General features: G+C 57.3%; 17 protein-coding genes and 2 pseudogenes. 10 read left to right on the forward strand and 9 right to left on the reverse strand.

The features are described from left to right. Nucleotides 1-6: 6 nt before the first annotated feature. Together AC3WK8_RS15865 and AC3WK8_RS15870 are read right to left on the reverse strand one after the other, a co-directional pair. The gene (locus AC3WK8_RS15865; protein ID WP_085597831.1) at nucleotides 7-642 is read right to left on the reverse strand and encodes a 4Fe-4S cluster-binding domain-containing protein; all 636 of its coding nucleotides are present in this window, start codon (nucleotides 640-642) and stop codon (nucleotides 7-9) included. Nucleotides 643-644: 2 nt separating this feature from the next. Continuing rightward, nucleotides 645-2,518 (reverse strand): annotated as a pseudogene (locus tag AC3WK8_RS15870) (AAA family ATPase). A gap of 516 nt (nucleotides 2,519-3,034) precedes the next feature. Here AC3WK8_RS15870 and AC3WK8_RS15875 point away from each other — a divergent pair. The 8 genes from AC3WK8_RS15875 to AC3WK8_RS15910 all read left to right on the forward strand — a co-directional run bounded on the left by AC3WK8_RS15875 (nucleotide 3,035) and on the right by AC3WK8_RS15910 (nucleotide 9,789). Continuing rightward, nucleotides 3,035-3,655: a helix-turn-helix domain-containing protein gene (locus tag AC3WK8_RS15875; RefSeq protein ID WP_085597829.1), complete on the forward strand. Its 621-nt coding sequence runs from the start codon at nucleotides 3,035-3,037 to the stop codon at nucleotides 3,653-3,655. A 19-nt stretch (nucleotides 3,656-3,674) separates the two neighbouring features. After that, nucleotides 3,675-4,487 carry a ubiquinol-cytochrome C chaperone family protein gene (locus tag AC3WK8_RS15880; protein ID WP_085597828.1) on the forward strand — a complete coding sequence of 271 codons (813 nt, stop codon included), beginning with the start codon at nucleotides 3,675-3,677 and terminating at the stop codon, nucleotides 4,485-4,487. After that, the gene (locus AC3WK8_RS15885) at nucleotides 4,484-4,627 is read left to right on the forward strand and encodes a hypothetical protein (protein ID WP_165605147.1); all 144 of its coding nucleotides are present in this window, start codon (nucleotides 4,484-4,486) and stop codon (nucleotides 4,625-4,627) included. The genes AC3WK8_RS15880 and AC3WK8_RS15885 overlap by 4 nt, the downstream gene beginning before the upstream one ends. A 28-nt stretch (nucleotides 4,628-4,655) precedes the next feature. Beyond that, nucleotides 4,656-5,876, forward strand: a complete 1,221-nt coding sequence (locus AC3WK8_RS15890; protein WP_103325082.1) for a coiled-coil domain-containing protein — start codon at nucleotides 4,656-4,658, stop codon at nucleotides 5,874-5,876. Between the two features lie 106 nt (nucleotides 5,877-5,982). Next, nucleotides 5,983-7,011 (forward strand): radical SAM family protein, encoded by a 1,029-nt coding sequence (locus AC3WK8_RS15895; protein ID WP_103325083.1) that lies wholly within the window; start codon nucleotides 5,983-5,985, stop codon nucleotides 7,009-7,011. After that, a complete protein-coding gene (locus tag AC3WK8_RS15900) occupies nucleotides 7,008-7,874 on the forward strand; it encodes a histidinol-phosphatase (protein WP_103325138.1) in 867 nt (288 codons plus the stop codon). Before AC3WK8_RS15895 ends, AC3WK8_RS15900 begins: the two co-directional genes overlap by 4 nt. Then, nucleotides 7,871-8,998, forward strand: coding sequence for a hypothetical protein (locus tag AC3WK8_RS15905; RefSeq protein WP_103325084.1), 1,128 nt, complete (start codon nucleotides 7,871-7,873; stop codon nucleotides 8,996-8,998). Before AC3WK8_RS15900 ends, AC3WK8_RS15905 begins: the two co-directional genes overlap by 4 nt. Next, nucleotides 8,998-9,789, forward strand: coding sequence for a capsular polysaccharide synthesis protein (locus AC3WK8_RS15910; RefSeq protein ID WP_103325085.1), 792 nt, complete (start codon nucleotides 8,998-9,000; stop codon nucleotides 9,787-9,789). The genes AC3WK8_RS15905 and AC3WK8_RS15910 overlap by 1 nt, the downstream gene beginning before the upstream one ends. On the opposite strand, the gene AC3WK8_RS15915 is transcribed toward AC3WK8_RS15910, so the two are convergent. From AC3WK8_RS15915 to AC3WK8_RS15925, 3 genes and pseudogenes are all read right to left on the reverse strand, one after another. Further along, nucleotides 9,744-11,207, reverse strand: coding sequence for a glycosyltransferase family 9 protein (locus tag AC3WK8_RS15915; protein WP_397429011.1), 1,464 nt, complete (start codon nucleotides 11,205-11,207; stop codon nucleotides 9,744-9,746). The genes AC3WK8_RS15910 and AC3WK8_RS15915 overlap by 46 nt on opposite strands. A gap of 180 nt (nucleotides 11,208-11,387) precedes the next feature. Further along, nucleotides 11,388-11,615: pseudogene (locus AC3WK8_RS15920) on the reverse strand (hypothetical protein); the annotation flags it as partial. A 775-nt stretch (nucleotides 11,616-12,390) separates the two neighbouring features. After that, nucleotides 12,391-13,041, reverse strand: coding sequence for a hypothetical protein (locus AC3WK8_RS15925; RefSeq protein WP_103325086.1), 651 nt, complete (start codon nucleotides 13,039-13,041; stop codon nucleotides 12,391-12,393). A 429-nt stretch (nucleotides 13,042-13,470) separates the two neighbouring features. Between AC3WK8_RS15925 and AC3WK8_RS15930 the strand changes: the two genes are divergently transcribed. Beyond that, complete coding sequence (locus tag AC3WK8_RS15930) at nucleotides 13,471-14,925, forward strand: ATP-binding protein (protein ID WP_178088018.1); 1,455 nt, start codon at nucleotides 13,471-13,473, stop codon at nucleotides 14,923-14,925. A 182-nt stretch (nucleotides 14,926-15,107) separates the two neighbouring features. Here the strand turns inward: AC3WK8_RS15930 and AC3WK8_RS15935 are convergent, their stop codons facing one another. Further along, the gene (locus AC3WK8_RS15935; protein WP_103325087.1) at nucleotides 15,108-16,067 is read right to left on the reverse strand and encodes a restriction endonuclease; all 960 of its coding nucleotides are present in this window, start codon (nucleotides 16,065-16,067) and stop codon (nucleotides 15,108-15,110) included. A 306-nt stretch (nucleotides 16,068-16,373) separates the two neighbouring features. Here AC3WK8_RS15935 and AC3WK8_RS15940 point away from each other — a divergent pair, with 306 nt between their 5' ends. Then, nucleotides 16,374-17,663 (forward strand): DUF5623 domain-containing protein, encoded by a 1,290-nt coding sequence (locus AC3WK8_RS15940; protein WP_103325088.1) that lies wholly within the window; start codon nucleotides 16,374-16,376, stop codon nucleotides 17,661-17,663. A gap of 186 nt (nucleotides 17,664-17,849) precedes the next feature. On the opposite strand, the gene AC3WK8_RS15945 is transcribed toward AC3WK8_RS15940, so the two are convergent. The 3 genes from AC3WK8_RS15945 to AC3WK8_RS15955 are packed head-to-tail and all read right to left on the reverse strand — an operon-like array spanning nucleotide 17,850 to nucleotide 21,558. Further along, the gene (locus AC3WK8_RS15945) at nucleotides 17,850-19,814 is read right to left on the reverse strand and encodes a DUF3732 domain-containing protein (RefSeq protein ID WP_103325089.1); all 1,965 of its coding nucleotides are present in this window, start codon (nucleotides 19,812-19,814) and stop codon (nucleotides 17,850-17,852) included. Then, entirely contained in the window at nucleotides 19,811-20,299 is a 489-nt protein-coding gene (locus AC3WK8_RS15950; RefSeq protein WP_103325090.1) for a three component ABC system middle component, read from the reverse strand. The genes AC3WK8_RS15945 and AC3WK8_RS15950 overlap by 4 nt, the downstream gene beginning before the upstream one ends. Then, nucleotides 20,296-21,558 carry an ABC-three component system protein gene (locus AC3WK8_RS15955; protein ID WP_103325091.1) on the reverse strand — a complete coding sequence of 421 codons (1,263 nt, stop codon included), beginning with the start codon at nucleotides 21,556-21,558 and terminating at the stop codon, nucleotides 20,296-20,298. Before AC3WK8_RS15955 ends, AC3WK8_RS15950 begins: the two co-directional genes overlap by 4 nt. Between the last annotated feature and the right edge of the window lie 553 nt (nucleotides 21,559-22,111).

The following is a 22,111-nucleotide window of genomic DNA, read 5'->3' on the forward strand; positions in this document are numbered from 1 at the left end:
TTCCATTCAGTGGCGGTGCGCACTGGTCTGTATTTGGTGGCCTTGCTCCTGCAGCAGGTCGCGCAGGTGCAGCAGGTCGTCACGTCGGGGGATGCCGGCCATCCAGACACTGCCATTGGCGTCGAACATCAGGTCCAGGGCCTTGTCGGCGGCTTCCAGTGGACGCTCGTAGGACGCCAGGCGCGCATGGCCGAGGGGCGTGAGCAGGGTCAGGCGCTGGTTGTCGCTGCCGCGCAGCGCCAGGGATTGTTCGAGGCGTTCCTCGTAGGGGTCGCTGATCAGCCCGTCGATCAGGCCCTGGGCCTTGCGTAGCTGGGGTTGCAGGCGCTCCAGCGGATAGCCGCTGTAGACCAGGATGTCCACCGGACTTTGGCGGCGCAGCCCTTGGAGTAAAAGCAGCAGGGCCTCGAACTGATCGAAGGGCTCGCCGCCGGACAGGGTGATGCCGTCGGCTTCGCGCAGCCAGGGCACCAGTTGCGTGAGCAGCTGGTCGATGTCCAGGCGCCGCTGGCCCGGTCCCCAGGTATCGGCGGAAATGCACCCGGGGCAGCGGATGCTGCAACCCTGGAACCAGATGCCCAGGCGCCGCCCGGGGCCCAGGGTGGTGACCGGGAAATGCACCCGCGACAGGCTCAGTTGCATCTTCAGCGGCGTTCCATGAGCAGCCCGCCGACGTCCAGCGCGGTGATCGAGAAACGCTCGCCCGGCTGCGCATCCTGGTCGAACAGGGCCCGGGACAATGGATTGAGCAGGCGCGCCTCGAGCTGGTTGCGAATGCCCCGGCCGCCATTGGACAGGTCATGCAGGCACAGCGTGCGCAGGCCTTGGCGGGCCTGGGGGCTCAATTCGATGAACAACGCCTGTTGCTGTTGCAGGTCCTTGAAGGTGGTGTCGACCATCTGCTCGAAGATCTGGATCGCCACATCCTCGCGGATGAAGTCGAAGACGATGATGTTCTCGCCAATGCGGTTGAGGATCTCCGGGCGGTTCAGCACCAGCTTGAAGTAGCGGTCGATCTCGTTGTGGACCTTCTCCTGCATCTGTTCGAAGGGTTCGCCGGGCAGCACATTGGCAACGCGCTCGCCGTTGTCGCCCTGGCGATAGATGCCCAGGTTGGAGGTGAACACGATCAGCGCCTCGGAGAAATACACCCGGTCGCCGCGCCCGGAGGTGAGCACGCCGTCGTCGAGGATCTGCAGGAATTTATCGAGGATGCGCGGGTGGGCCTTCTCGATTTCGTCGAACAGCACGACGCTGAAGGGTTTTTCACGGATGGCGTTGGTCAGCTCGCCGCCCACGTCGTAGCCGACATAACCGGGCGGCGCGCCGATCAGGCGCTGGTCGGCGTGCTCGGCACTGAACTCCGACATGTCGAAGCGGATATAGGCGCTTTCATCGCCGAACAGCAAGCTGGTGATGGTCTTGGCCAGTTCGGTCTTGCCCACGCCCGTGGGACCGGCGAGGAAGGCCACGCCCCGGGGCCGGTTGCCCTTGCGGCTGGCGCCGACCCCGGTCATCGCCCGCTTGACGATGTCCAGCATGTGGGTCACCGCATGATCCTGGCCCTTGACCCGCTGGTGCACTCGTTCATCGGCCTGGCGGATCTGCTGGCGGTCGATGCGCAGCCAGGGATCTTCGGTGACCCCGATCTTGTAGCGGCGCACGGCATCGGCGATCTGCTCCATGGCCACGCCCTCGACCCGTGCCAGTTGGGCGATGGCGCTCAGATCGAGCAGCAGCAGGCCTTCGGTATTCTGCACGAAGGCATCCACCGCCTCGCGCGTGCTGTCCTCGCTGGCTTCCTGGCTGCCGGCCAGGCTCTTGAGCAGGGCCGGGGCCAGGGCGCGGCGGGTCAGCTGGTCGGGCCGGGATACCGGAATGTGCCGCAGCCGCGGGTTGTCCACCAGCAGCCAGTCGGGCAGGTCGCCTTCCTTTTCCACCAGCCACAGCAGGGTATTGAAGAAGGGTTTGCGCAGCTCCGGCAGCGGCCGGCTGCGGGCCTGGTGGGAGTGCACCAGGGCCTGGGTGAACAGCTGGTGTTCGGCGGCGCTGAGGGAATCGTTGCGCACCACCAGGCGCGAAGCGAAGTCGATGACCAGGGCAATCGGCGGGCCGGCGCGATTCACCAGGCGCTGCACGGTGGCGGCCAAGAGATCGGGGCCTGCCGGGGCGGCGCCATCCACCGGGGTCAGGCCCAGCTCCTTGAGCAGGGTCTGGCCCGCCGCCGGATCGCTGTCCGGCTTGCCGATGGCGCGCATGCCGGTCACCGGGTCCCACGTCAGTACATGGGCGTAGCCGGCCGCGAGCAGGGTGTCGCAAAGGGTCTGGTTGAAGCTCAGGGCCGTGACCGTGCCGGGGGCCACCTCGCTGGCCTGCAAGTCGCGGATATTGCCGGACAGGACAAACTGGCTCTTGAGTGGCAGGAAGCGGACCAGGTCACGCATCCAACGTGGGCTTTCAAACGGTGTATTCCCTGACATGTTTCAGCTCGTAACCTTGGGCGGTGGTGGCAGGGTATTGCCCCATGCTCAGGTTTTCCAGCTTCGGGTTAGGAAATTTCCTGCTTATTGATGGTGCCGGTCGATACTGGCGGGGATCTGGTCAGCGAGCCTGCAGATCGATGGAAAGTCCCGGGCGTGGCCTTAGAGGCTGTCAGGGGCGCCACAGAGCATTTGTACATGGCTCTATTACGGGTTTTTTGGTTAGCAGAAGTAGAAATGTACCCCCAGAAATACCCATCGATACCCCCAGCAGGATGTGCGATCGAGCGATTTCTGACAGCTATCGAGGTGACGCACACTGGGTTTCCTTGTACCGCCATGGCCGTACGGCCGGGCGGACAAACTTGTTTAAGGATTGGAGTCGACTGCAACGGATTATCAAGGTGGCAAAGGGTTTTTCTGATATTTGCAAAAAAAACGGAGCGTGTGGGCTCCATTAAAGATCTGACTTGGAGTGCTGGCGCTCCGATATCATTTGAAATGGCATATGGCCATGCTTATCCTCCCGTCATCGCAATGTGGAGAAGATCAGCATGGACAGTCATCTACCCGCCGCCCCTACCAAGACTTTGGGGCATTACTTCAGCGAAAACCTCAACGCAGTGCTCGCCGTCGGCGGGAAGCAACGCGAGAGCGGAAGACCCGGTCCGATAACAGCCAGCTGCATTCAACGTCAAACTGGTATCGCACGCAGCACACTGCGAGCGTTGAAATCGCCACAGGATCATGTCGCTCCCAATCCGGACCTTCACACTTTGGCCCGTATCGCCAAAGTCTTGGGTGTGCCACCGGCCTTCCTACTCATGCGCCCGCAGGACTGGCTGGCCCTGGGACAGGCCGTAGGGGGTAGCAGTGACTATTTGGCTGCTGCGGTGAAACTTCAGAGCGAAGACAAGTTAGCCCTGAGCAATCCGATAGAAAAAATATTGCGCGAATGCAAGGTTCATCCTGATGTTCGTCCTATTGGCGTAGGCGCTTCGCCTGAGGTCGGCCGCGTCAACGCTCGTGATGAGTGGCGCCGGCGCAATTGCCTGAAGCTAGACGCACTGATGCTGCGTCAAGTGCGTGCTGCTCAGCCCAGGGCCTGGCTCGCGGCCATCGCCGGTGCGTTGGTTAGCGATAGCACCCCGCATACCCCGACCAATATCGACTGAACAACAGAGGAAGTACCCCATGTCCATGATCCAGGACCCTGATCTGGTAGACGTTCTGACCCATGCGAGCAGCGACGATATCGGATTGCTGATCGACGTCATCACCGACAGCGGCAAAGGGCGCATTTCGTTGTCGTCTTCAACATGTCGGCAACTGAGTGCAGCCAAGGATCGCGAGATTACCGAGTACGAGCGCGGTCTGGTTGCCGAGGAACTCACCCGCTTTGGTGGTAACTCGCTGATGAACGTCTTCCGTGGCGGCAATGGCGTGCCCTACAAGGAATTGTTAAATGACGTGGCTTCGCATGTTGGGGTAGCCAAGAGCGGCCTGGGCAACTGTGAAATTATGGAAATGTCCATTATTTCCAAAGTGGTCGAGCAGTCGGTTGGGCGTATGAGCGAGGCTGACAAGGTGACTTTCTTTGAGTCGATCGGGTCGAGCTATCGCCCAGGTATGGGCCCAGGTGCTTTGGCTGCACTGCTCACCAGCCTGAGCGCCTCAAACGCCTACAGCATGGCAGCGGTGGTTGCCAGTGCAACCATGAGCAGCTTGGTTGGGCGTGGCGTGGTGATGGCCGGTAGCGCGGGTTTGGGCCGGGGGCTGGCTGTGCTCGCCGGCCCGGTCGGCTGGGCCATCACTGGCCTGTGGACTGCTTTCGATCTGGCCAGCCCAGCATACCGAGTGACCGTGCCATGCGTCATTCAGATCGGTCATATGCGCCAGAAGATGCTGCTGGCCAAGGTGTGTCCAGCCTGTGCGAAACCGGTCGATGCCGTTAGCCGCTTTTGCGGCAATTGCGGCGTACGCCTGGAGCAGAGGAGCCTGACATGAACACAACGATTTCTCCGCTGGAGTTTCTGTTAACCAACGCCATTTGTTTTGCCGCCGGTGCCGCCGCAGTTGTGGCGTTGCAGTGGGCAGGTCGCGCGGCTTTTCGCGCAGGGCAGCGGAACGCTAACAGCGATGCCTAAGCATCGCCTTTGACTGAAAGGACTGATCATGTACAGCAATGAGCACGCGGCTCGCCTCGCCGCACTGACCCAGAAGGCCGGCTCGATCAACCAGGATATCCAAAGGCTCCAGGGCGATACGCAGTGGTATGGCTCATTTGATTGCGAGCAGGCCAGTAGCCAACTGGCCCACCGCAAACGGATCACCACTGAGATCAAGCAGCGGCTTGGCAAGCTCACCTCGACCATCGAGTCGACTCGCCAGCTCAAATTGACCCATGAGGGCATGGCGGGAGGTTGGCTGGCAATGCTGTGGCGATCCCCTGAGCAAAAGGTTGCCCTTCATCAAGCCACTGAACTGGAAAAACGACTCGCACTGCTGTCTCAATCGCGCAGCGAGGCCCATGCCGAACTGGCCCGCCATGAACCTGAAGAGCAGCGTCTGGCTGCCGACCTCAGGCGCTTTCGTAGCTTCGATCCACTGGAAACCAGTGCCACCATTACAGGCCTGAACGAGGAGCTGATGCACCTGCGCCAGTTGATGGAGGTTACCCGCAGTGCCAGCGAAAAATGGGAAGCTATGGCGGGAGAGGTGGCGCGCGAATGGCAACGCCTCCAGCGGCAATTGGAACAGATTGATAATGACATCGCCAAGGCACGCGGCTTCGAATGGGAACTGTCGAATGCTGACAGCGCAAAGGCGCGGGCAATGGTCCACCAGGCCTGTGAAAGCTTCTTTGAAAACAGCAAACCCAAAGCGGTGCTCAGTGAGCTGAACGTCAAGCGGCGTAAGCTCGAGCGTCACGTGGAGAAGTTGCAGGAGCGCTTGCAGGACATCATGCGACTGCTGGAAAAGCACATCGAGACGCTGGTGATCGATGGCAACAACCTGTGCTACCTACCTTCGGAAAACGGCAAAGGGACTTTCATCGGGCTTAAAGCGCTGACTGCGTTGGTGCCGCACCTCTGCGAGAGCTACAAGGTGAGGCTGATATTCGACCCTGGCATCTGTGCCCGTTTGTCTACCGACGAAGCCCAGCTTCGGGCGCTGTTCCCTCAGGCCAATGTCATGGTGATGGGCAACGATGCCAAGGCGGACGAAGGCCTGCTCGCCGCAGCCGCTTACGATCAGGGCGCCTACATCGTCAGCAATGACCGCTTTGCGGACTATCCAGAGCAGCCGGCGATCAAGCAGCGCCGTTTGTTGACCCACATCATCCATCCCCACTCAGTACAGATCCAGCAGTTGCAGGTCAACATCCCTTACTGAACACACGGCGGCAGCCCACTACAGCTAGCAAGCGTGGCTGCGGCAACCCGCGCCCGTTAGAAACCACTTTGCTTCGACTCAGAGTCAAGCTCATAGGACATTGGACATGGAACTTCAAGGCCATTTGCTGTACATCGACATCACTCAGATCTGTGGCATTGGCTGCGCATTCTGTATGTACGCTGACAAGCATAAGGCGGGCATGAGCATGGAACTGTCAACACTGGCGCGGGAGAACCTCTCAGTGTTGATCAACGAACCTTCGGTCAAGCGCATCTCCATCAGCGGCGAAGGCGAGCCGCTTAACAATGCAAAGGTGTTCCACGAAATACTTGGTCTCTCGAATGGAGGCAAGCGCTTCGAGTTCATCACCAGCGGGTTCTTCCCACACGCCAGGATGGCAGAGTTCTACGATGAGACCGATCGCATCGTGACTGCCAATGGCGACACCTGCAACATCCGCCTCAGTGCCGATAGCCACCACATCGAGAAAGTCAAATGGCGTGCTCATGGATTCAGTCTTGACTACCTAAACCAGCGTCAGCCGTCGGGGCTGAGCTTCTCGTTCCGCTCCATCGATACCGACAGGAACTTCACGCGTCAGTATCTCGTCCAGGAACTGCAGCATTGGGGGCTCGAGGCGGACTTCATCGAGGTCGGGCCGCTGGAGGACGTGCTTGTGGTAGGACAGCAGCGTTTTGGCATCGATTACAAAAACTTGGTGCATCCTGCCGCAGGTACATCCAAGGGCTATCTCAATATGCATAGCTACATTGCTGCCATCGAAGCCAAGGTCAACAAGCACTTCACCTTCGGCAGCCTGAATCAGGCGCCCCAGGCCAACGGAATGGATGTGACCATCAAGCCCAATGGCGATGTGTACCTGTACGGTATCGAAACCCAACGCCTGGGCAACATGCATTTCGACGATTTGGATTGGCCAAGGTTGGAGGCCCGCCTGTTGCACAACCCGCTGGCCCGAGCACTCTACACCCAGCCACTGACGGAGCTGCTGAGACAGCTGGAGCAGCCCGACCTTGTGAGCTCGATCATCGCCCGGGTGAACAATCCTTACTGGCTGGTCAAAGAGCTGGCTAACCACGACGGCTTGCTCCAGGCATGGGAGGCAGCATGATTGACTCTCACAGCCACACTGTTTACTCCAAGCATGCCACTGGTTCCGTCGATGAGCTGGTGCGTGCCTCCATCGCAGCTGGTGTGCGCACCCTCACCATCACTGATCATGCGCCGTTCCCGGTGGATACGAACAACCGACTCTTGGCGAGCGAGCTTGATCGCTATTTTGCCGACATCGAGCGAACGCGGACGGCGTACCAGGGACAGATTACGCTCCTGCAGGGGCTGGAGTTCGACTATATGCCAGGGACCGAAGCTTTCACCCGTGATCTAATGGCGCGCTACCCGCTGGACTTCGCGATCGGCTCGGTGCACTACGTGGATGTGCCGGGAGAAGCTATGGTCAAAGTCTGGGAGTTGCCACGGCTGGCCGCTGAGGCTTTTCTCGATCGCTATTTCGACTACCTTGAAGGCCTTGTGGTTTGCGGCTTGTTCGACGCTATTGGGCATGCCGACACCCTGCTGCGCGGTTTGCCAGAGGACGTCTTCTTGCGTCGCTTCGAGCGCTTGTTGAAGCCGCTAGCGCGCAGCGCAATGGCATTCGAGCTGAATGCCTCCGGGTTACGCAAGTCGAGCTTGTCTCCACTGACAAGGCAGGAAGTGCAGGGGCTATGGTCGTACCCATCGCAACGTCTATTGCCCCAACTCATCGCCCACGATGTGCCGTTCACCATCGGGTCTGACACCCATGCGCCTGAGGACGCAGGCGCGGGCGTGGCTGAACTGATGTCCGCGCTGAGGCCGCTAGGGCTATCGCGCATCAGTTATTACAAGGATCGCAGGAGAGTCGATGTCGACATCGATACTCTGCTGGCTGTGGGCACGACCGTTACATTGAACCAAGGGGCTGCACGGACATGACTCTGCTTTCCTCCATTGCTGCGCGTTCGTGGTCCGAAGTTCTGCAGGCGCCGGACGAAGTTCAAATTTCCCTGTTCCATCAGGCGTTAGCGCATCCTTGCGGCGATGATGTAAAGAATGGATTCAGGGCATTTGCTGCCGATATGCTCAGGCGTGGTCTGATCGAGATGGGCGAGTACGTCACGATCCTAGGCGGCACTGCACTGTACTGCCTGGAGCCGGGCCCACAGGGCCATTTTTATGACATGCGTACCGGTCAGGAAGCCAGTGAACTTGCAGCGATCTACAGTCGGGCGAAATATGGTGGGGTTGACGACATTAGTTACCTAGCTCGCAGGTTGGTCGATTACCTGTATGCCGAACTGGATGACCCATGCTCGCAATGGACAGCAATGTTTCGTGATGCCAAAGCCAGTGGTGACTGCGTGGTGATGATGACCACGGGATGGCGCAACGTACCGTCCACGGCCAACGTTCTCTATGACATGGTGGTCGAGGCAGTGAACCTCAAGCTGGCACATCTGGCTTTACCCACCATCATCAATGTCAAACTGCCCAGATTGGCGCCACCCTGTGAGAACTATGCAAGCCTGAGTCTGGAGGAACGTGAGCAGGTAAACCGCGTGCAGGATCATGTCATTCCTGCCGAAAACTTCTACCGCTGGAGCGGAGTGCATGTGATCTTTGGCGATGACGTACTTGTCACTGGCTCTACTGCTGACAAGGTGTTGTACGAGTCCCTGTGCAATGGTGCAAAGTCATTCAGAGCGCTTTATCCGGTAGCGATTGATCCGAGGGTGGCGTTGACCGATGCCATGATTGAGGACCGTTTGAATGGTGTGGCAATCGCTCAGCGGTTGGATGATCCCCTGGCACAATTACTGTCAGCTCCGGGCTACCGGCCTATCCTGCGCACGCTACGTCTGGTGTTTGGAGAGGGCAACCAGAATGCGCTCGAGGCATTTCTGCCAAAGGTACCGGCGCTCACATGGCTTGACCTGTACAAATCCGCTCTGGGCAACGAGTTTTTGGCCCAAGCCCAATGCATGCCGTCGCTGCTATTGCTCCGGTCTTACCTGACCAACCTCGGTTTGCTTGATGGTGTCGGCAGGGCGGACCTGTGATGAGGGATGTCAACGTTCCGTACGTCACATACTGGGAGCATGCGCCAGGGCAACCCATACCGTCCTATGTCGCATTGGCCCTGGTATCGATGCGCAGGGCGCTGGGAGATCGACTGCTGCTGCTCACCCCGCGCACGGTCGAGAATTACCTTGGACCGGACATACTCGAAAGACACTGGGCCTTCGAGCCGTTGGCGTTCAGCTTGGCCGCAGGAGTCGAGGACATCATTGCTAAGAGTGACTTCATCCGCATGGCCTTCGTACACCGTTATGGTGGTGCCTGGGTGGATGCCGATACCCTGTTTCTACGCGACCCGAGCAAGGTGGTTTTTCCTCAGGGCATAAGCGCCAAACTGCACTGGTACAGCGAGTGTCTTTTCGCGTCACAACCAGGCAACCCCTTGCTCGCACAGGCGTTACAACAAGGCTTGAGTGCCCGTGCACATACTTGGGGCAACCCGGGCCGAATCAAGGATATCGTCGCCTGCAGAGACGATGGCCTTGTGATTATCCCGGACGAGGTCGTCGACCCTGGCTACCATCCGCGCTACAACTTCGCCAATTGCGAAGTCATGCGACGTCGGGATGTCGGCGTCGCCGATTTTTTGCAGCGGGATGTGGCTCTGCTCAAGCTCTATAACACGTACTTCAGGCGTACCTCTGTACGTTCTGAGACGGTTGCAGAGTTCCTGGCTGGCGGAACGCTGCTGGCCAACCTGTTCCTGCATTTGGAGACGAATCTCGACTACTGGCTGGCGCAAGTTGAGGAGCTGATGGCCGAGATTGGCTGATCGGTGGTTGGCAGTGTCACTGCATCCGCGCGTATGTGCAGTCGGCAGCGACGTATGTCAGTCAGATCCAGGGTGGGAGCGATTAGCTCATGCACCGTCGGCGTATCGCGGTGCGGTGAGCCATGCGCGACATACAACCAAGCCGGGATACGGGCTGGGGATGAGCCCAGCTCAAGTTCTACACGCAGCAGGTCGAACACTTCAGTGGTTCTTCCGCTGGGTGTCCAAGTCAGGGGGGCCGTACGATGGTCTGGCTTTGTCAGTAGCAAAGGTCGATCGAGCGTGACGTTGATAGTCCCTGGGTGACAGGCCGCAACTTCAGGGAAGTGCTCACTGATAAGTGGCAACTGACGAGCCAGAGTTCCCCTAGCCACGCCTAGGCCTGCCACGATTTTGGCTTCCAGTTGCAGGACGTCCGATGCTGACAGCAGGTACTCGAGCGCATTGATTACCATGTGGTTCGGAAATGCGTTCATGTTTCTGCCGGTGCGTCCCGTCGACTGTTGGCTGTAGATCACGCGGGTTCTTGCGCTAGGCGGGGGCAGCCAAGGGTTGAATGCTTCTTCTAGTGCAGGATAGATGGCCACCAGGGCGGTGCCAAGGCCAACCGCCATATGCACGATCGCTGTGTCGACGCTGACGATGACCTGCGCGTGGGAAAGGTAGCCGGCGACATCCCTTGGCGATGCCAACCCGTCCACCACTTTGACGTTAGCACGTGCCACCTTGGCTTCCAACTGTTGGGCATCGGCCAGGGTGGCGGGGCTGCTGAGAATACCGATGGTGCGTGACGCAAAGGTCTCGGCGACTGCCTGCAATAAGGTAGTCGAGCGCTCAGCGGCCAGGCTCTTTTCGGCACGGCTCGCGTAGGGATTGAAAAGAATGTGGGGCGCCACTTCAGGGGCGGGCAACTGCGCAGGCAACGGTACGATGTACTCGCCTCGTACCTGTGCAGCACCCAAGTCTACGAGTACCTGGCGATACCGAGCAGCCGTGTCCAGTCCCCAGGATGCTGCGCCGAACTTGCGATTGACGCAGCGCAGGCTGTCATCGAGCGAGTAGATCAGGGCAGGGTTGAGCAATCGAAGGAATACGATTTCAGCAGGCTGGATTGTACCGACCAGGTGTACCACGGCATCGACTCTGTTCAGCTTCCGAGCCAGCCGCCAAAGTTCGAGAGGGCCGGGCGCTGCATGCGTGATCATCACCTCATCCGCTGCAAAGTCCAAGGCATGCAACTCGGCGAGTTCGGCAACGGTGATCACGGTGACCCGGACGTTAAGCTTGCGGGCTTCGCGGTAAAAGAAGGACGACACGATGGCGTCGCCCAGCTTTGCATCCCAGCGCAACACCACGATATGAGGATTAACATTAGCAGCAGTTGCTTTCAGCGATCGGTCGGCCAGCAGGCGGGCCAACCGACGTGCACAACTTTTCAAGCATGAGTTCCAACGAGTCATAGATATGTAGTGCATGAGCGTTTAAAAAATCACCTAGGGTCATCGGCTCAAAGTCTACTTTCATTGAGTCAAAGCTGTCGTTGGCGCTTTCTGAGTCGCGGACGAAAAGCTTTAGAAGATTTTGAGACCTGACTATCCGAGCAGGGCGTCGCACAGGGCCTGGTTGAAACTCTGGGCCGTGATTGTGCCTGGGGCGACCTCGTAGGCCTGGAGGTCGCGGATATTGCCTGACAGGACGAATTGGCTTTTCAGTGGCAGGAAGCGGACGAGGTCACGCATCCAGCGCGGGGTCTGAAACGAAGCAATCCCTGACAGATCAACTTGTCTAGGGTGTATCCTTGGCAGGGTATTGTTCCTTGCGCGTATTTTCCAGTATTGCTGTCTGAAAGTTCAGCGAGTTGGATGGTGGCCTTTCAGGGGGCCTCGATGCTTTCCGCCTACCTGGTAAATTAAGCACGCGAATGACGCATCAGCCGAAGGGAGCCAGGTCCTACCATGGAAGCCGCGGTTGTCCAAAGAAGTTTGGTGAGGCAGGCATGTTGAATGCGGCGATTCTTTAAAGGGTTTTAACGGTCTCCGCCATGAGGGCGCGTATCCACCGGAGGCCTGGCATCCGCACTCGGAGGGGCGATTACATGTGCAGGATATTTTTGACCAGCTAACAAGCATGCGCGAAGCCTCTAAAGACTGTCAGGGTCGCCGAAGAACATTTGGATATGGCTCTAGACCGCTACTTACGACTCAAAAATACAGAAATATACCCGCAAAAATACCCTCGATACCCTTGGATGGATGTGCGATATAGAACGGCGATTTCTGAAGGCTGCCGAGTTGGAGCCAGATGGAACTCAGTGTACCTCCGTGGTGAGGGCGGTGGTACCGAGATAACCAGTTCGCATTGGATCGCAGGCGAAGGGCAACTCAACGCAGGCAATTATCCATAGCAACGTTTTCACTGCGGGGGAAGTTGCTCAGATGGGGAAGTGTTTGTGGGGCCCTGTGCCGGCTGATCCGCACGCCGTCCTCCAGTGCTGCAGCGAGCGGTTCTAGCGTTTCCCGAATCCGAGCAGATCACAGCGATGGCTGAGAAGCTGTGTGACTTTTCGCGACTTATCATTGTTCAGTGATGCTTTCCCAGGCTTCAGTCTTGCTCCAGCCATTCAGCAAGTTTCTCCACCTCATCGATCGCGGCATCAAGCGCATCGCGGGTTACATGAACAGTTGGCGCCATCATCCAGCTGCCGCCTCTGCTAGCCAAAAGACTCTTCTCGTAGCTACTGACAAATAGAGGGCTTAGGTGCTTCCGAAGGGCTCTTTCATTGTGGATTGCCCGCGTGGACGTTATAGACGTTGCATGCTGACTAGCATTCCTAGCGAGCACCACCTGCTCCAGAATGGAGAAGTCCACAGGGCACTGGTTCCAGTCAACGCCATGCTTAGCGAAACAGGTTCGATAGCCTTTGATAAACCCTTTGCTGAAAATTTTTTCTCCGCACGATTTTTCGCAGTCCAAGCCAACAATTTTTTCATGGGTGACGAAAAAAATTTTCAAGGATTCTGAGAGCATAGACACGCAGGTCTGCCCCACAACCTGAAGTCCGGTCTGCGCGCGCAGCCACTCCTCCTGGAAAGCAGGCTCTGCTGGCATGGTTTCAGGATCGAAGTATGGCGGTTCAAACGGTGGCTCTTCCGCGTCGATCTTGCGCATGGTTTCGATGAAGGGGGCTGAAGCCTCATCAAAGTAGTGTTTGATGAATGCAGTGCGCTCCTTGAGGAAAAAATCTACGTCCAATGTGCCTACCTCATCAAAAGTCCGGAGGGGCTGATGGCCCTCGCTGAAGGAACCCAGTTATTGACCCGTGCAGTCCTGCGCCTCGAACGCATGAGGGGTGTATTTCGGGTAGATGATTTCCCGCCAGCTAACAGGAGCAGCAGGATCAAACTGCAGCTTGCGCAGAGTGGCAAGCTGGGGGGAATTCCTCCTTGACTGAGATCAACGCTGCGTGTGACGGGCATAACGCTGGAGGTGGAGAGGTGGGAGTAGCCCATCGGCTGACTCCCTCAGGCAGCTAGCGATGTTGCGTACCAGGCGCTGTTCAATGCTGTCCAAGGTGTGCGGGCCATTTCGCCAGATCGCTGCCCAGCGTGCGATACGCCACTGCAAGGGGTTCCTCATGTGCATACCGACCCTTACCAGAAGGCTGCGCAAGGCCTGGAGCGGATGCGTGAGCTGACGGCGCTGCAGCAGAGATATCACACAGCTGTAGGGCAACGTAGAGCCGCATCGGATGCACTGAGCGCTTACATGGCACACTTCGCTCAGCGTGCAACCCCAAGGACGGAGCGCGAAAGCACGGTATCACGCTACCTGGCGGCCCCAGGTGTGGTCGTAGACACCGCATGGTGGAAGCTCGGCTACAGCCAAATTGAGGGCGCTCCATCAGTTGCACAGCAAGCGGTGGATTGGGCTGGAGCATTGGAGCAGGAAGATGCCGTCACTCAGCAGAATCTTGCACACAGGCAGAATCAGGTTGCTGAGCGAGATCGACTGAACGGCGTTCGAATTGCACTGGCCGAACATGCTGCTAGAAGACAGCAAGTCCAGGTGCTTGTCGATGCTGCAAGACAACGCATCGGTGAGTTCGAGGTGCAGAACGCCGATCTAATAGCACAGGCTGCTGCTGAGCGCGACCTGATTGCCGCCGAGACGCGAATCCAAGTGGCTTATGCTGAGTTTTTGGCCCTGTTGCGAAGGCATCGATCCGAGTTACCCGGCACGCTGATGGCTGGCTTGAATGCGCCGGCGTTGGCACTCTACAACGAGTTCAATGTGCGAGATGCAGAGGAAGACAAGCTCGCCGAGCTGCACTTGCCATTAACCGGTGAAGGCCGAATCGAACTGTGCTTCTGTGGTGCACCAGGACGTCGCGTCGATGCCCTCCAGGTGCTCAGTGAGGGCCATGTCCGATGCCTGGGGCTTGCAATCCTGCTGGCCAAGGCATCGAGCATCCAGGCACCTGCTGTGATCTTTGACGATGCCATCAATGCGATCGACCACGAGCATCGGCAAGGGATCCGTGAGGCTCTATTCGAGAGCGAACGCTTCGCGAATACCCAGATCATCGTCACGTGCCACAGCAACGAATTCATCAAGGACATTCAGAATCACGTCGATCAGAATCAATGGTTGGCCTATGCCTTCATGCACCACCAGGGGAATTATCACCCGAGGGTGATCCGCAACGTCCCACCACAGGCCTACCTTTTGTTGGCCAGGGCTGCAGTGAATCGTGGCGATCATCGAGCCGCACTCCAGTTCTCCCGGCAGGCATTGGAAATGCTCACGCTGAAAATCTGGAAGTGGTTGGGAAGATGCAGTCAGGGGGTCTTAACCGTCCAGCTTGCTCGAGATGGAGATCAACCTGGCCTGAGTAACCTCTGCGGCTCGATTTGTTCAAAGCTGCGAGGAGCCAACACGTTTGAGCACGCAGATAAGCAGCCGTTAATCGATGCACTGGTTCGGATCCTCGGTATTGGCGAGCAGACATTGGTCTGGAGATACCTGAACAAAGGCACCCATGAAGAAGCTGACCGAGAGGATTTTGATGCGGGTGTGGTTGAGGACGTCGTGCAGTTGCTGGAGACCATGAATGCCTTGCGACTGCGAGCACCGTAGTCGAGGCTAGGTCGAGTAGGCTCTGGCTGGAACTTCCAGCCAGTCCTACGTTGTCCGATACTCCTTCAGCAGGGGATCGTTGATGTCCAGATGCCGGATCAGCATTCCATGGCTCATGATTGCCCATGATGTAAAGCGCTTTGGTCGTAGGACTCTGGAAATTCTGGCAGTATCCATTGGGCTCAATTGAGGATCTTCAGGAAAGGCTGCTTGTTGATGATCGCGGCATGAGACTTTGTCTTCAAAAAGTCCACCAGATCACCTTGGCGCTGCAGGAGCATGACGATCTCCTCCAGTGAACACAGGAACGTCGTTCTGTGGTTCAGAAAGTCCGCGCATTGCGTGATGGCCGGTTGGGTGAATTCACTATTGGAAATGAAGATGCCTGAGGCATCTGCTCGACCCATCACTCTCACAAGATGGGGCCCGAAGTCCGACACCCCCACAGGATCCTTCAGCCACTTCATCTCCACCAAATGGATCTTGCCACCCAATTCGATCACTCCGTCGATCTGTTCCAGTACGGTGGCACCATCCAGCGGCTTGCGAACGAAGTTTTCTCTGACGTGGATGCCATAGGCTCGGAAAAGATCATTGAGGACGCTCTCAAGGAGCTTTCCACGCTCCTGCGGTTTGTCACTCATCGAAAACAGGCCAAATAGCCGGGACTTGATGTCCTCAATTTCGTTGCGTTTTTTTACCGCCTGCTGCTGCTCCTCACGATGGCGTGCTTGAGTCTGTTCACGTTCGAAATCCCGCTCCTGTCTCATCCGGGTGAAAGCGTCTTTTGCATTGACCGCCTCACGGACGCTTGCCACCAACCCTTTGGCTTTGAGCCTTTCGTTCTCCCAGCAGGATTCAAAACTCTCGAACTGGGTCACTCGCTTGATGATTTCGCGCCGAGCCGCAAGTCCGCTGTCACCTCGCCGGTTTAAGCGGGTCAGCACGTCACGGGCAATCTCAAATTTGTTGATGGACTGAGGGGCTCTGGAGAGCGTGGTGCGGGCGTCACGGAAGTCTGCTTCATCTACGCCTGCACCTTCGAAAAACAGGATGACGTCCTTCTTGGATTTGACTAGGCGAGGAATGGTCTCCACCAGGAGCTCTAAGATGTCGTGAGGGTAGTGGAACTGCTCAGCCATGATATATCCCCTTATCCGTAACCTCTGAGAGCTTGCCAGTAGCTCTTTGGGATCATCATGACGGGGGGGGCATGGCAAGGTAAATCCCCATGAAAGGATGTCTTCAGCATGTCCGCTGAAGGGAGAGGAGTGGCTTGCGTTAATTAAGTTCGCTTGCTAGATTTGCGTTGCGCTGGGTAGGCGCATCTCACCCGTCATGAAAGCTGGAAACGGTACTACCTGTTGTTTTTTTTTGCTGAAGGCCCCTTTTTCGAGGCCCCAATGCAGCGTAGGCGGGTGGCGTTGCGGTAGGGCGGAGAAAAAAACATGAGCACTACCCTCGACGTACGCGCGTCCACCCTTCCTGGGATCAAGCGTAAGGCCAAATCCCTTGGCCGCGATCATAACCTTCCTCACCGTGCGGCCCTGGATGCTTCTGCCAGGCTGTCTGGCTTCGATAGCTTCCAACATGCTCAGAAAGTGCTTCAGCGCGATCAACGTGCGCATCGGATGCACAGCATCTTCCTGTCTGCTTACTGGCGTGATTCAACTGCAAGGCCGTCATCGGGCCTCGAAATTCTTGAACTGAAGTTGCCCAGGCCGTTGGCAGAATTCCTGAGCAGGTATCAGTGTGGGTTTGCGCAGAATCTGCAGGGTTTCTTCTTCGAATATTCCGACCACGTTGAAATGCGTAGTAATGCTGACAGCCAGGCGCGGGCGAAAGATTTGCTGACTCGCGCGGCATTGGCGTTGCAGTTCTTGGAAGCAGCTCGGATTCGGCCAGCCACGACAAAGTCCCAACGCAAAGCTATGGAACACGCCGAGCAACTTCCTGATTGCGATCATGTGTCGCGGTGGATCTGCGAGGGGAGTGGGGATTGGCTCATGCTGGACGAGCCCTACGATCATGTGGCGAGGCAGAGCGAAACTCAGGTGCGTGATGCATGGGTGCGCTCCTGCGGCCTGCATTGGGCCAAGCCGGAATGGGATGGGTTGTATTACCCGGGCCATGCGGTACCGTACTTTGTGGCCAAAGACTCGGAGCTGCTCCGCAGAATAGTTGCGACCGTTGAGCGGCTGGCAGAGCAAAATCGTGCCGGCATCGCTGTTTGGGCCTTCAGTTCCCAGCCCTACAACGGCCAATTCGTCAGTCCTGCTCGCGAGCGGGATGGCAAAAAACGTAAGCCGCGCCCAGGTACTACATACGGCTTCAGCAAAAACGCTGTTGAGTACAGTTGGCAGGAAGGGTATGCATCGCGTTGGCGCCCAGCGCAGCAAATGAGTATGCAGAACCACCTGGAGATGGGGCTCACGCTCAAGCGCCTCTATGCCTCAAACACTCCGCTTCAGGCCCATACCAAGCTCCAGGAGATACAGTCTGAGCTTGAGAACTGGATGTTCGCCGAGTACCGGTTGGAGGATCGTGACGATGTCGACGTTGATGTCTACTACGGAGGCCACGACCTTAAGAGTTATTCGGGCGTAGAGGCCATGGTCTCAGCGGTTGACCATCTGCGTTCAATCTTGACAGGAACGTATCTGGACTCGAAGCCGTTGAGGGATTACCTCAAGAGGCTCGACTCGGCTCGGCAGTTGATCCTGGCGGCAGCTGGCTGAAAACTCAATAGCCGGTGCGGTAGCGCGCCGGCTTTCTTTGAGGTCATCTGAGAGATCAGGGTCGGCGTTGAGGCATCGTTTCCATCATTGGCTGGTTCTTCGCTATGGATGGAGCGGCCTACCAATGGAGTGAGAGGGCAACCCCTCACTCCCTGATCGGTGCGGAGCGATGTACGCCTCAATCCGTCAGTGCGTCACCTCCCCCTTGAGTGGCCAACCCTCAGGTACCAATGCTGGAGGTTTGCTCCAGGGCGCCTCTACCAGAGATTTCTGGAACCAGTCATCCCGGAGATTGGCATGCTCGGTGATGATGATCTGGAACCCTGGCACGTCCTCGACTGTGAACTGGTACAACAGATTGAACAGCTTGCGTACCGAGTCCATGTCGGCATCGGATTGCTCGGTGTTCGAAACCGTGCCGTCGACCGCTTTATAGGACTCCTCTGAGGGGAAATACACTTGGGTCGGCTGATCGATCACCAAGAACTGCGGCATGGGCCGATTGCTCTTGACGCAGTACCAATGCAGGGCGAGCAGAGCAGAGAGGTGGTACGCCAGGTAGTTTTCGCCACCACCTGTCCGAGCCATGGGCACAGAGCGCTCTGGGCGATCGAAAATGATGGTCAGCTTCTTAAGGTCGAATCGAGCCGGGTAGGCACTGAATTCAGACTCGAAGCGCTTGTTGTACAGATTGAACTGTGCCGAGATGCTGTTCAGGATCGACGCCAAACGTTCGTCGACATCGACATCGGCCAGTGCCTTTTCAAGCTCCTGGACGCGCATTTCTCGACGACGATAGTCTGCCTCTTGCTGTTTCAGCGAATTGTCGGGGACGAAGCCTTCAAGGAAAAAGCTGATGCGCCCCACGACATGCTTGGCAGCGTCGCTTTGCTTTTGTGCGTTGGCCAGCACCGTATTGGCGGCGATTGCGGCTGTTAGCTCAGCCTCTTTCTCGGTAATCGACTTGCTCGTGTCCTGAAGGCGTTGGTTTTCCTCTGCCAGGTAGCCCTGAATCTGCGGACGTTGGCCCATCACCGTCTGCATCTCTGCTTCCAGGGAAGCCAGTTCGCCGATGAGCGCTTGGGCTATGGGAGTTTCCATGGCCAAGTTCTTTTCGGCGAAGGGCCACTGCCATTCACCTGTTGTTGCATTCTTCGGAAGCGACTTGATGGATAAGAGGCGGTCGATGTGCTCCGAAGCCTCGCTTTGGAAGCCGCCGGCACGCCGTTCGAAGATTTGGCCCGCCTCAATTTTGGATTTGATTTCGCGCTTAGTTTTTCTCAGCCTAGCCAGCTCAGCCTCCAACTTGGGTACCTTGTCCTCAGGCTGGGCATGCGGTTTAGCGGGCGTCCACTGCGCTGCTGATTTGAGGGCAGCAATGATTTCTTCGACCTCCCCGATGGAGGACTCTTGAGGGAGAATTCCTACCGCCTTGGCTTCAGTCAGCAGGGCGATGGCCTGGTTTCTATTGTTGCCCACCGCCTGCTTTGCTTGCTCCAGCAGTTTTGCCTGGGCTCTCAAATCTCGCTGAGCTGTCCGAAGCTTGGTCTGCAGCTCGTATCGCTCGTTAGTGGAGGCACCCAGCAGAATGGGAAGCGTATCTTTGATCGCCTGAGGCTGGAACGGCTCGTTCTGGCGATAGAAAAGCTGATCCTTGTTGGTGACCAGGCCCTGCCGTTGGAACAGGTAGTAATACGAATGCTTGATGGAGGCTTCGTAGCTATTACGCGTATGCTCCTCCGCCACCTCTGTGCGGTTTTCCGGAATGCCCAGTTGACGTGACAGCAAAGAGGTGACGGCGATGTCGTCCGTGTTGACCACAAGCTCGGAAAACTCTGGAGGCTGCACGAATTCCCCGGTGCGCGTCATGGCCAGGCTGCAGCTCGCGCCGCCTGAGCGTGGGGCTGGTTTCGCGACCATGACCTGCACGTCCGGAAATTGAAAGATCACTGCGAACCAGGACACTTTGTCCTGGATAACGCCATCCGAAACGTTGAAGTTGGATTGGCCCATGCAGTATTCGATGATGTCCGAAAGGGCGGATTTACCCGTCGACGAGCGTCCCGTGATGATGTTGAGTCCATCGACTTCGAAGTTGACGTCGCGGCGCTGGCCGTCGTGGCTGTATACATGGATGGAGCTGATTTTCATGGTCGAATTCCAAAAGCGGTGTACACCGTAACCCTGTCTGCAATTTTGGCGAACTCTCTCCCCAGCAGAGCCGCTGCGCGTTGGCATGCCACTGATTCTTCGGTGCCCTCAACGTCTGGTTTGACCCTCCTGGCTTTCGGAAGGAGTCGTCCCTGCGGGGTGACTTCGAAGCAATCGGTGTAGTGCGCCAACGCAAATGCCTCGAACGTGAACGGCAGCATCTCGGTTACCCGCTCGGACAGCCCGATTTGCATCTGGGGGTATGTTTCCACCGTCTTGAGCAGATAGCCCTTGTAGTGCTTGAGCAGTGCACTGCGAGACTCGTGATGGAGGCTCAGCGGCAATATCAGCAGTGACATCGAAAAGGGCATGCCCTTGGGGTCTACCACCAAATAGGCCTTGAGCGCACGCATCAGGACTACTGCGCAGAAGGCAGGGTTGAACAGATTTTTGGTCTCAAACGGACGCTCATCCCAGCGAATCATTCAGTTTCTCCAGCAGCCTTGGATAGGCGATCCAGAAGCTGCGGATGCCAGTAAACGGTAGGGTAGGGGCGTTTGTTGGCGAGAATCTGGTAGCTGCCGCGAAGTACGTAAGGCTCAGTCACGCGTGCCCGGATTTTCAGGTGAGCAAGCTTCTGTGCTTCCGTCTCGGCCCAGGTATAGAGCTTCTTTCCGACGGCAACCAGTTCCGGATCAGAGCAGCCCTCGATCGGCGCATCGAGCTCGTCATCGATCAGGACGTCCTTGGTGCGCTCCCATTCATCCGTCAGCCGCCTTTCATAGCGGATGATCTCTTCGGAGCCCACCAGGCGCTGCCTTGCCCAGGCAGAGCGCTGCTCAAATGCCCTGTAGTAGTCCAGAATCGCATTGCGGATGCGGCTGGGGCTCAGTTTCAAATCACGCAATTGACTCACGAACAGCCGGGTATCGGTACTCGCATCGATGGGAGCTGTAGGCGTCGCGTCCTCAAAGGTGATGGGAAGATTGTCATCCTTATACTCCTCACTTAAGGTGAACAGCTTCTCCGAAACGTCTCGGCCATAAACGGGCTCGCTCTGAGGGTCACAAAGCATCTGGATGATAAGGTCATTCCACCATCCCTCTAGCCGCTCAAAGACTGCATCCCGATGCTCGGGGCGTATGGGCCTCATTTTCTGGGCCTTGATAAGCGCGGGGAGGTCGCCGATCCGAGGAGTGCTATCAATAATCGTGATTCTCGATACGAAATCCTCTTTCTCCAGCGCTGTGAGCTTCGAGAGCAAGTCCTTGACCTTGGTGAACGATTTCGACGTACTGGTGGAGAGCGTGCTCTCTGTCAGTTCCCACAGGCTTGGCTTTGCCTGGCTTACATCGGCGCCGTACAGGAAGAAGTTCAAGAATGAACCTGGTGTAACGGACGATGTTGTGAACAGAAAAAACTGGTAGTCGGACTCAACCCGCCCGTTGTCATGGTAACGGGTTAGCCAAATATTGACCGATTTCCAGAAGTCGACAGACAGGTCATTCAGACGTTCCCCCGCCGCTTTGTGCTTGAGTGAGGCCAGCGTCTTCTTACCGGAGGACTCCAGGAAATCCAGGTCATCCTCCATTTCGATGAGAATCGCGGTGTCCTCAGGAAGCTCTAATGCCTGATACAGCGCAAAGCGGGGCTGGAAGATGTAGCCCAACCCCTGTTCTCTGGCGCTATAGGGATCGTTGTCTTTCTTTTTGCCTGCGGAGTCATTGGTTGCTACAGCACTCATAATTCAGCCCATGGTCCAAGGTCGTTCATTCGAGGCTTTCTGGGCCCGGAATGGGGGCGAGCCGAGTAGCTCGACGCCTTCTGCTGCGGTTTCGCATGCCGCAAGCAACGCCTGATGTGTGGTGGTTGATTACTGTCTGAGTGGCGGTGGGCATTGAAGCGAGAGATTGCCCACGAAGCCACCACGTCTTGCGAGTGAAAAGCTGGATGGTGCCCGGTGAGCGCGTTGAAACGACGCCGGCACAGGAGGAGGTCTGGGTAGGATCCGAGATCGCCCAACAGTCAGGGCAGCGGCCCCGCACGGATAACATGTTCTGGCTATCGGTACTTTTTGGCAGAGCGATCACCCCCGTGCAGGGTGAGGCAAGCTTCGGTGCCTGATCCACAACGGACACGCGTTGGGTCTGGATCTTCCCAGCGCATAAGGCACGTAATGGCATCCTTTCTATGATCGACATGACCTGACCAAATCTCCTTTTGGCGTATTCTGATTTGGATGATGGCATATGGCAATCATTGGCGAGTCTCTGGTTTAGCACTCTGCAGAGATTCAT

It is taken from the genome of Pseudomonas sp. FW507-12TSA, from assembly GCF_058781435.1.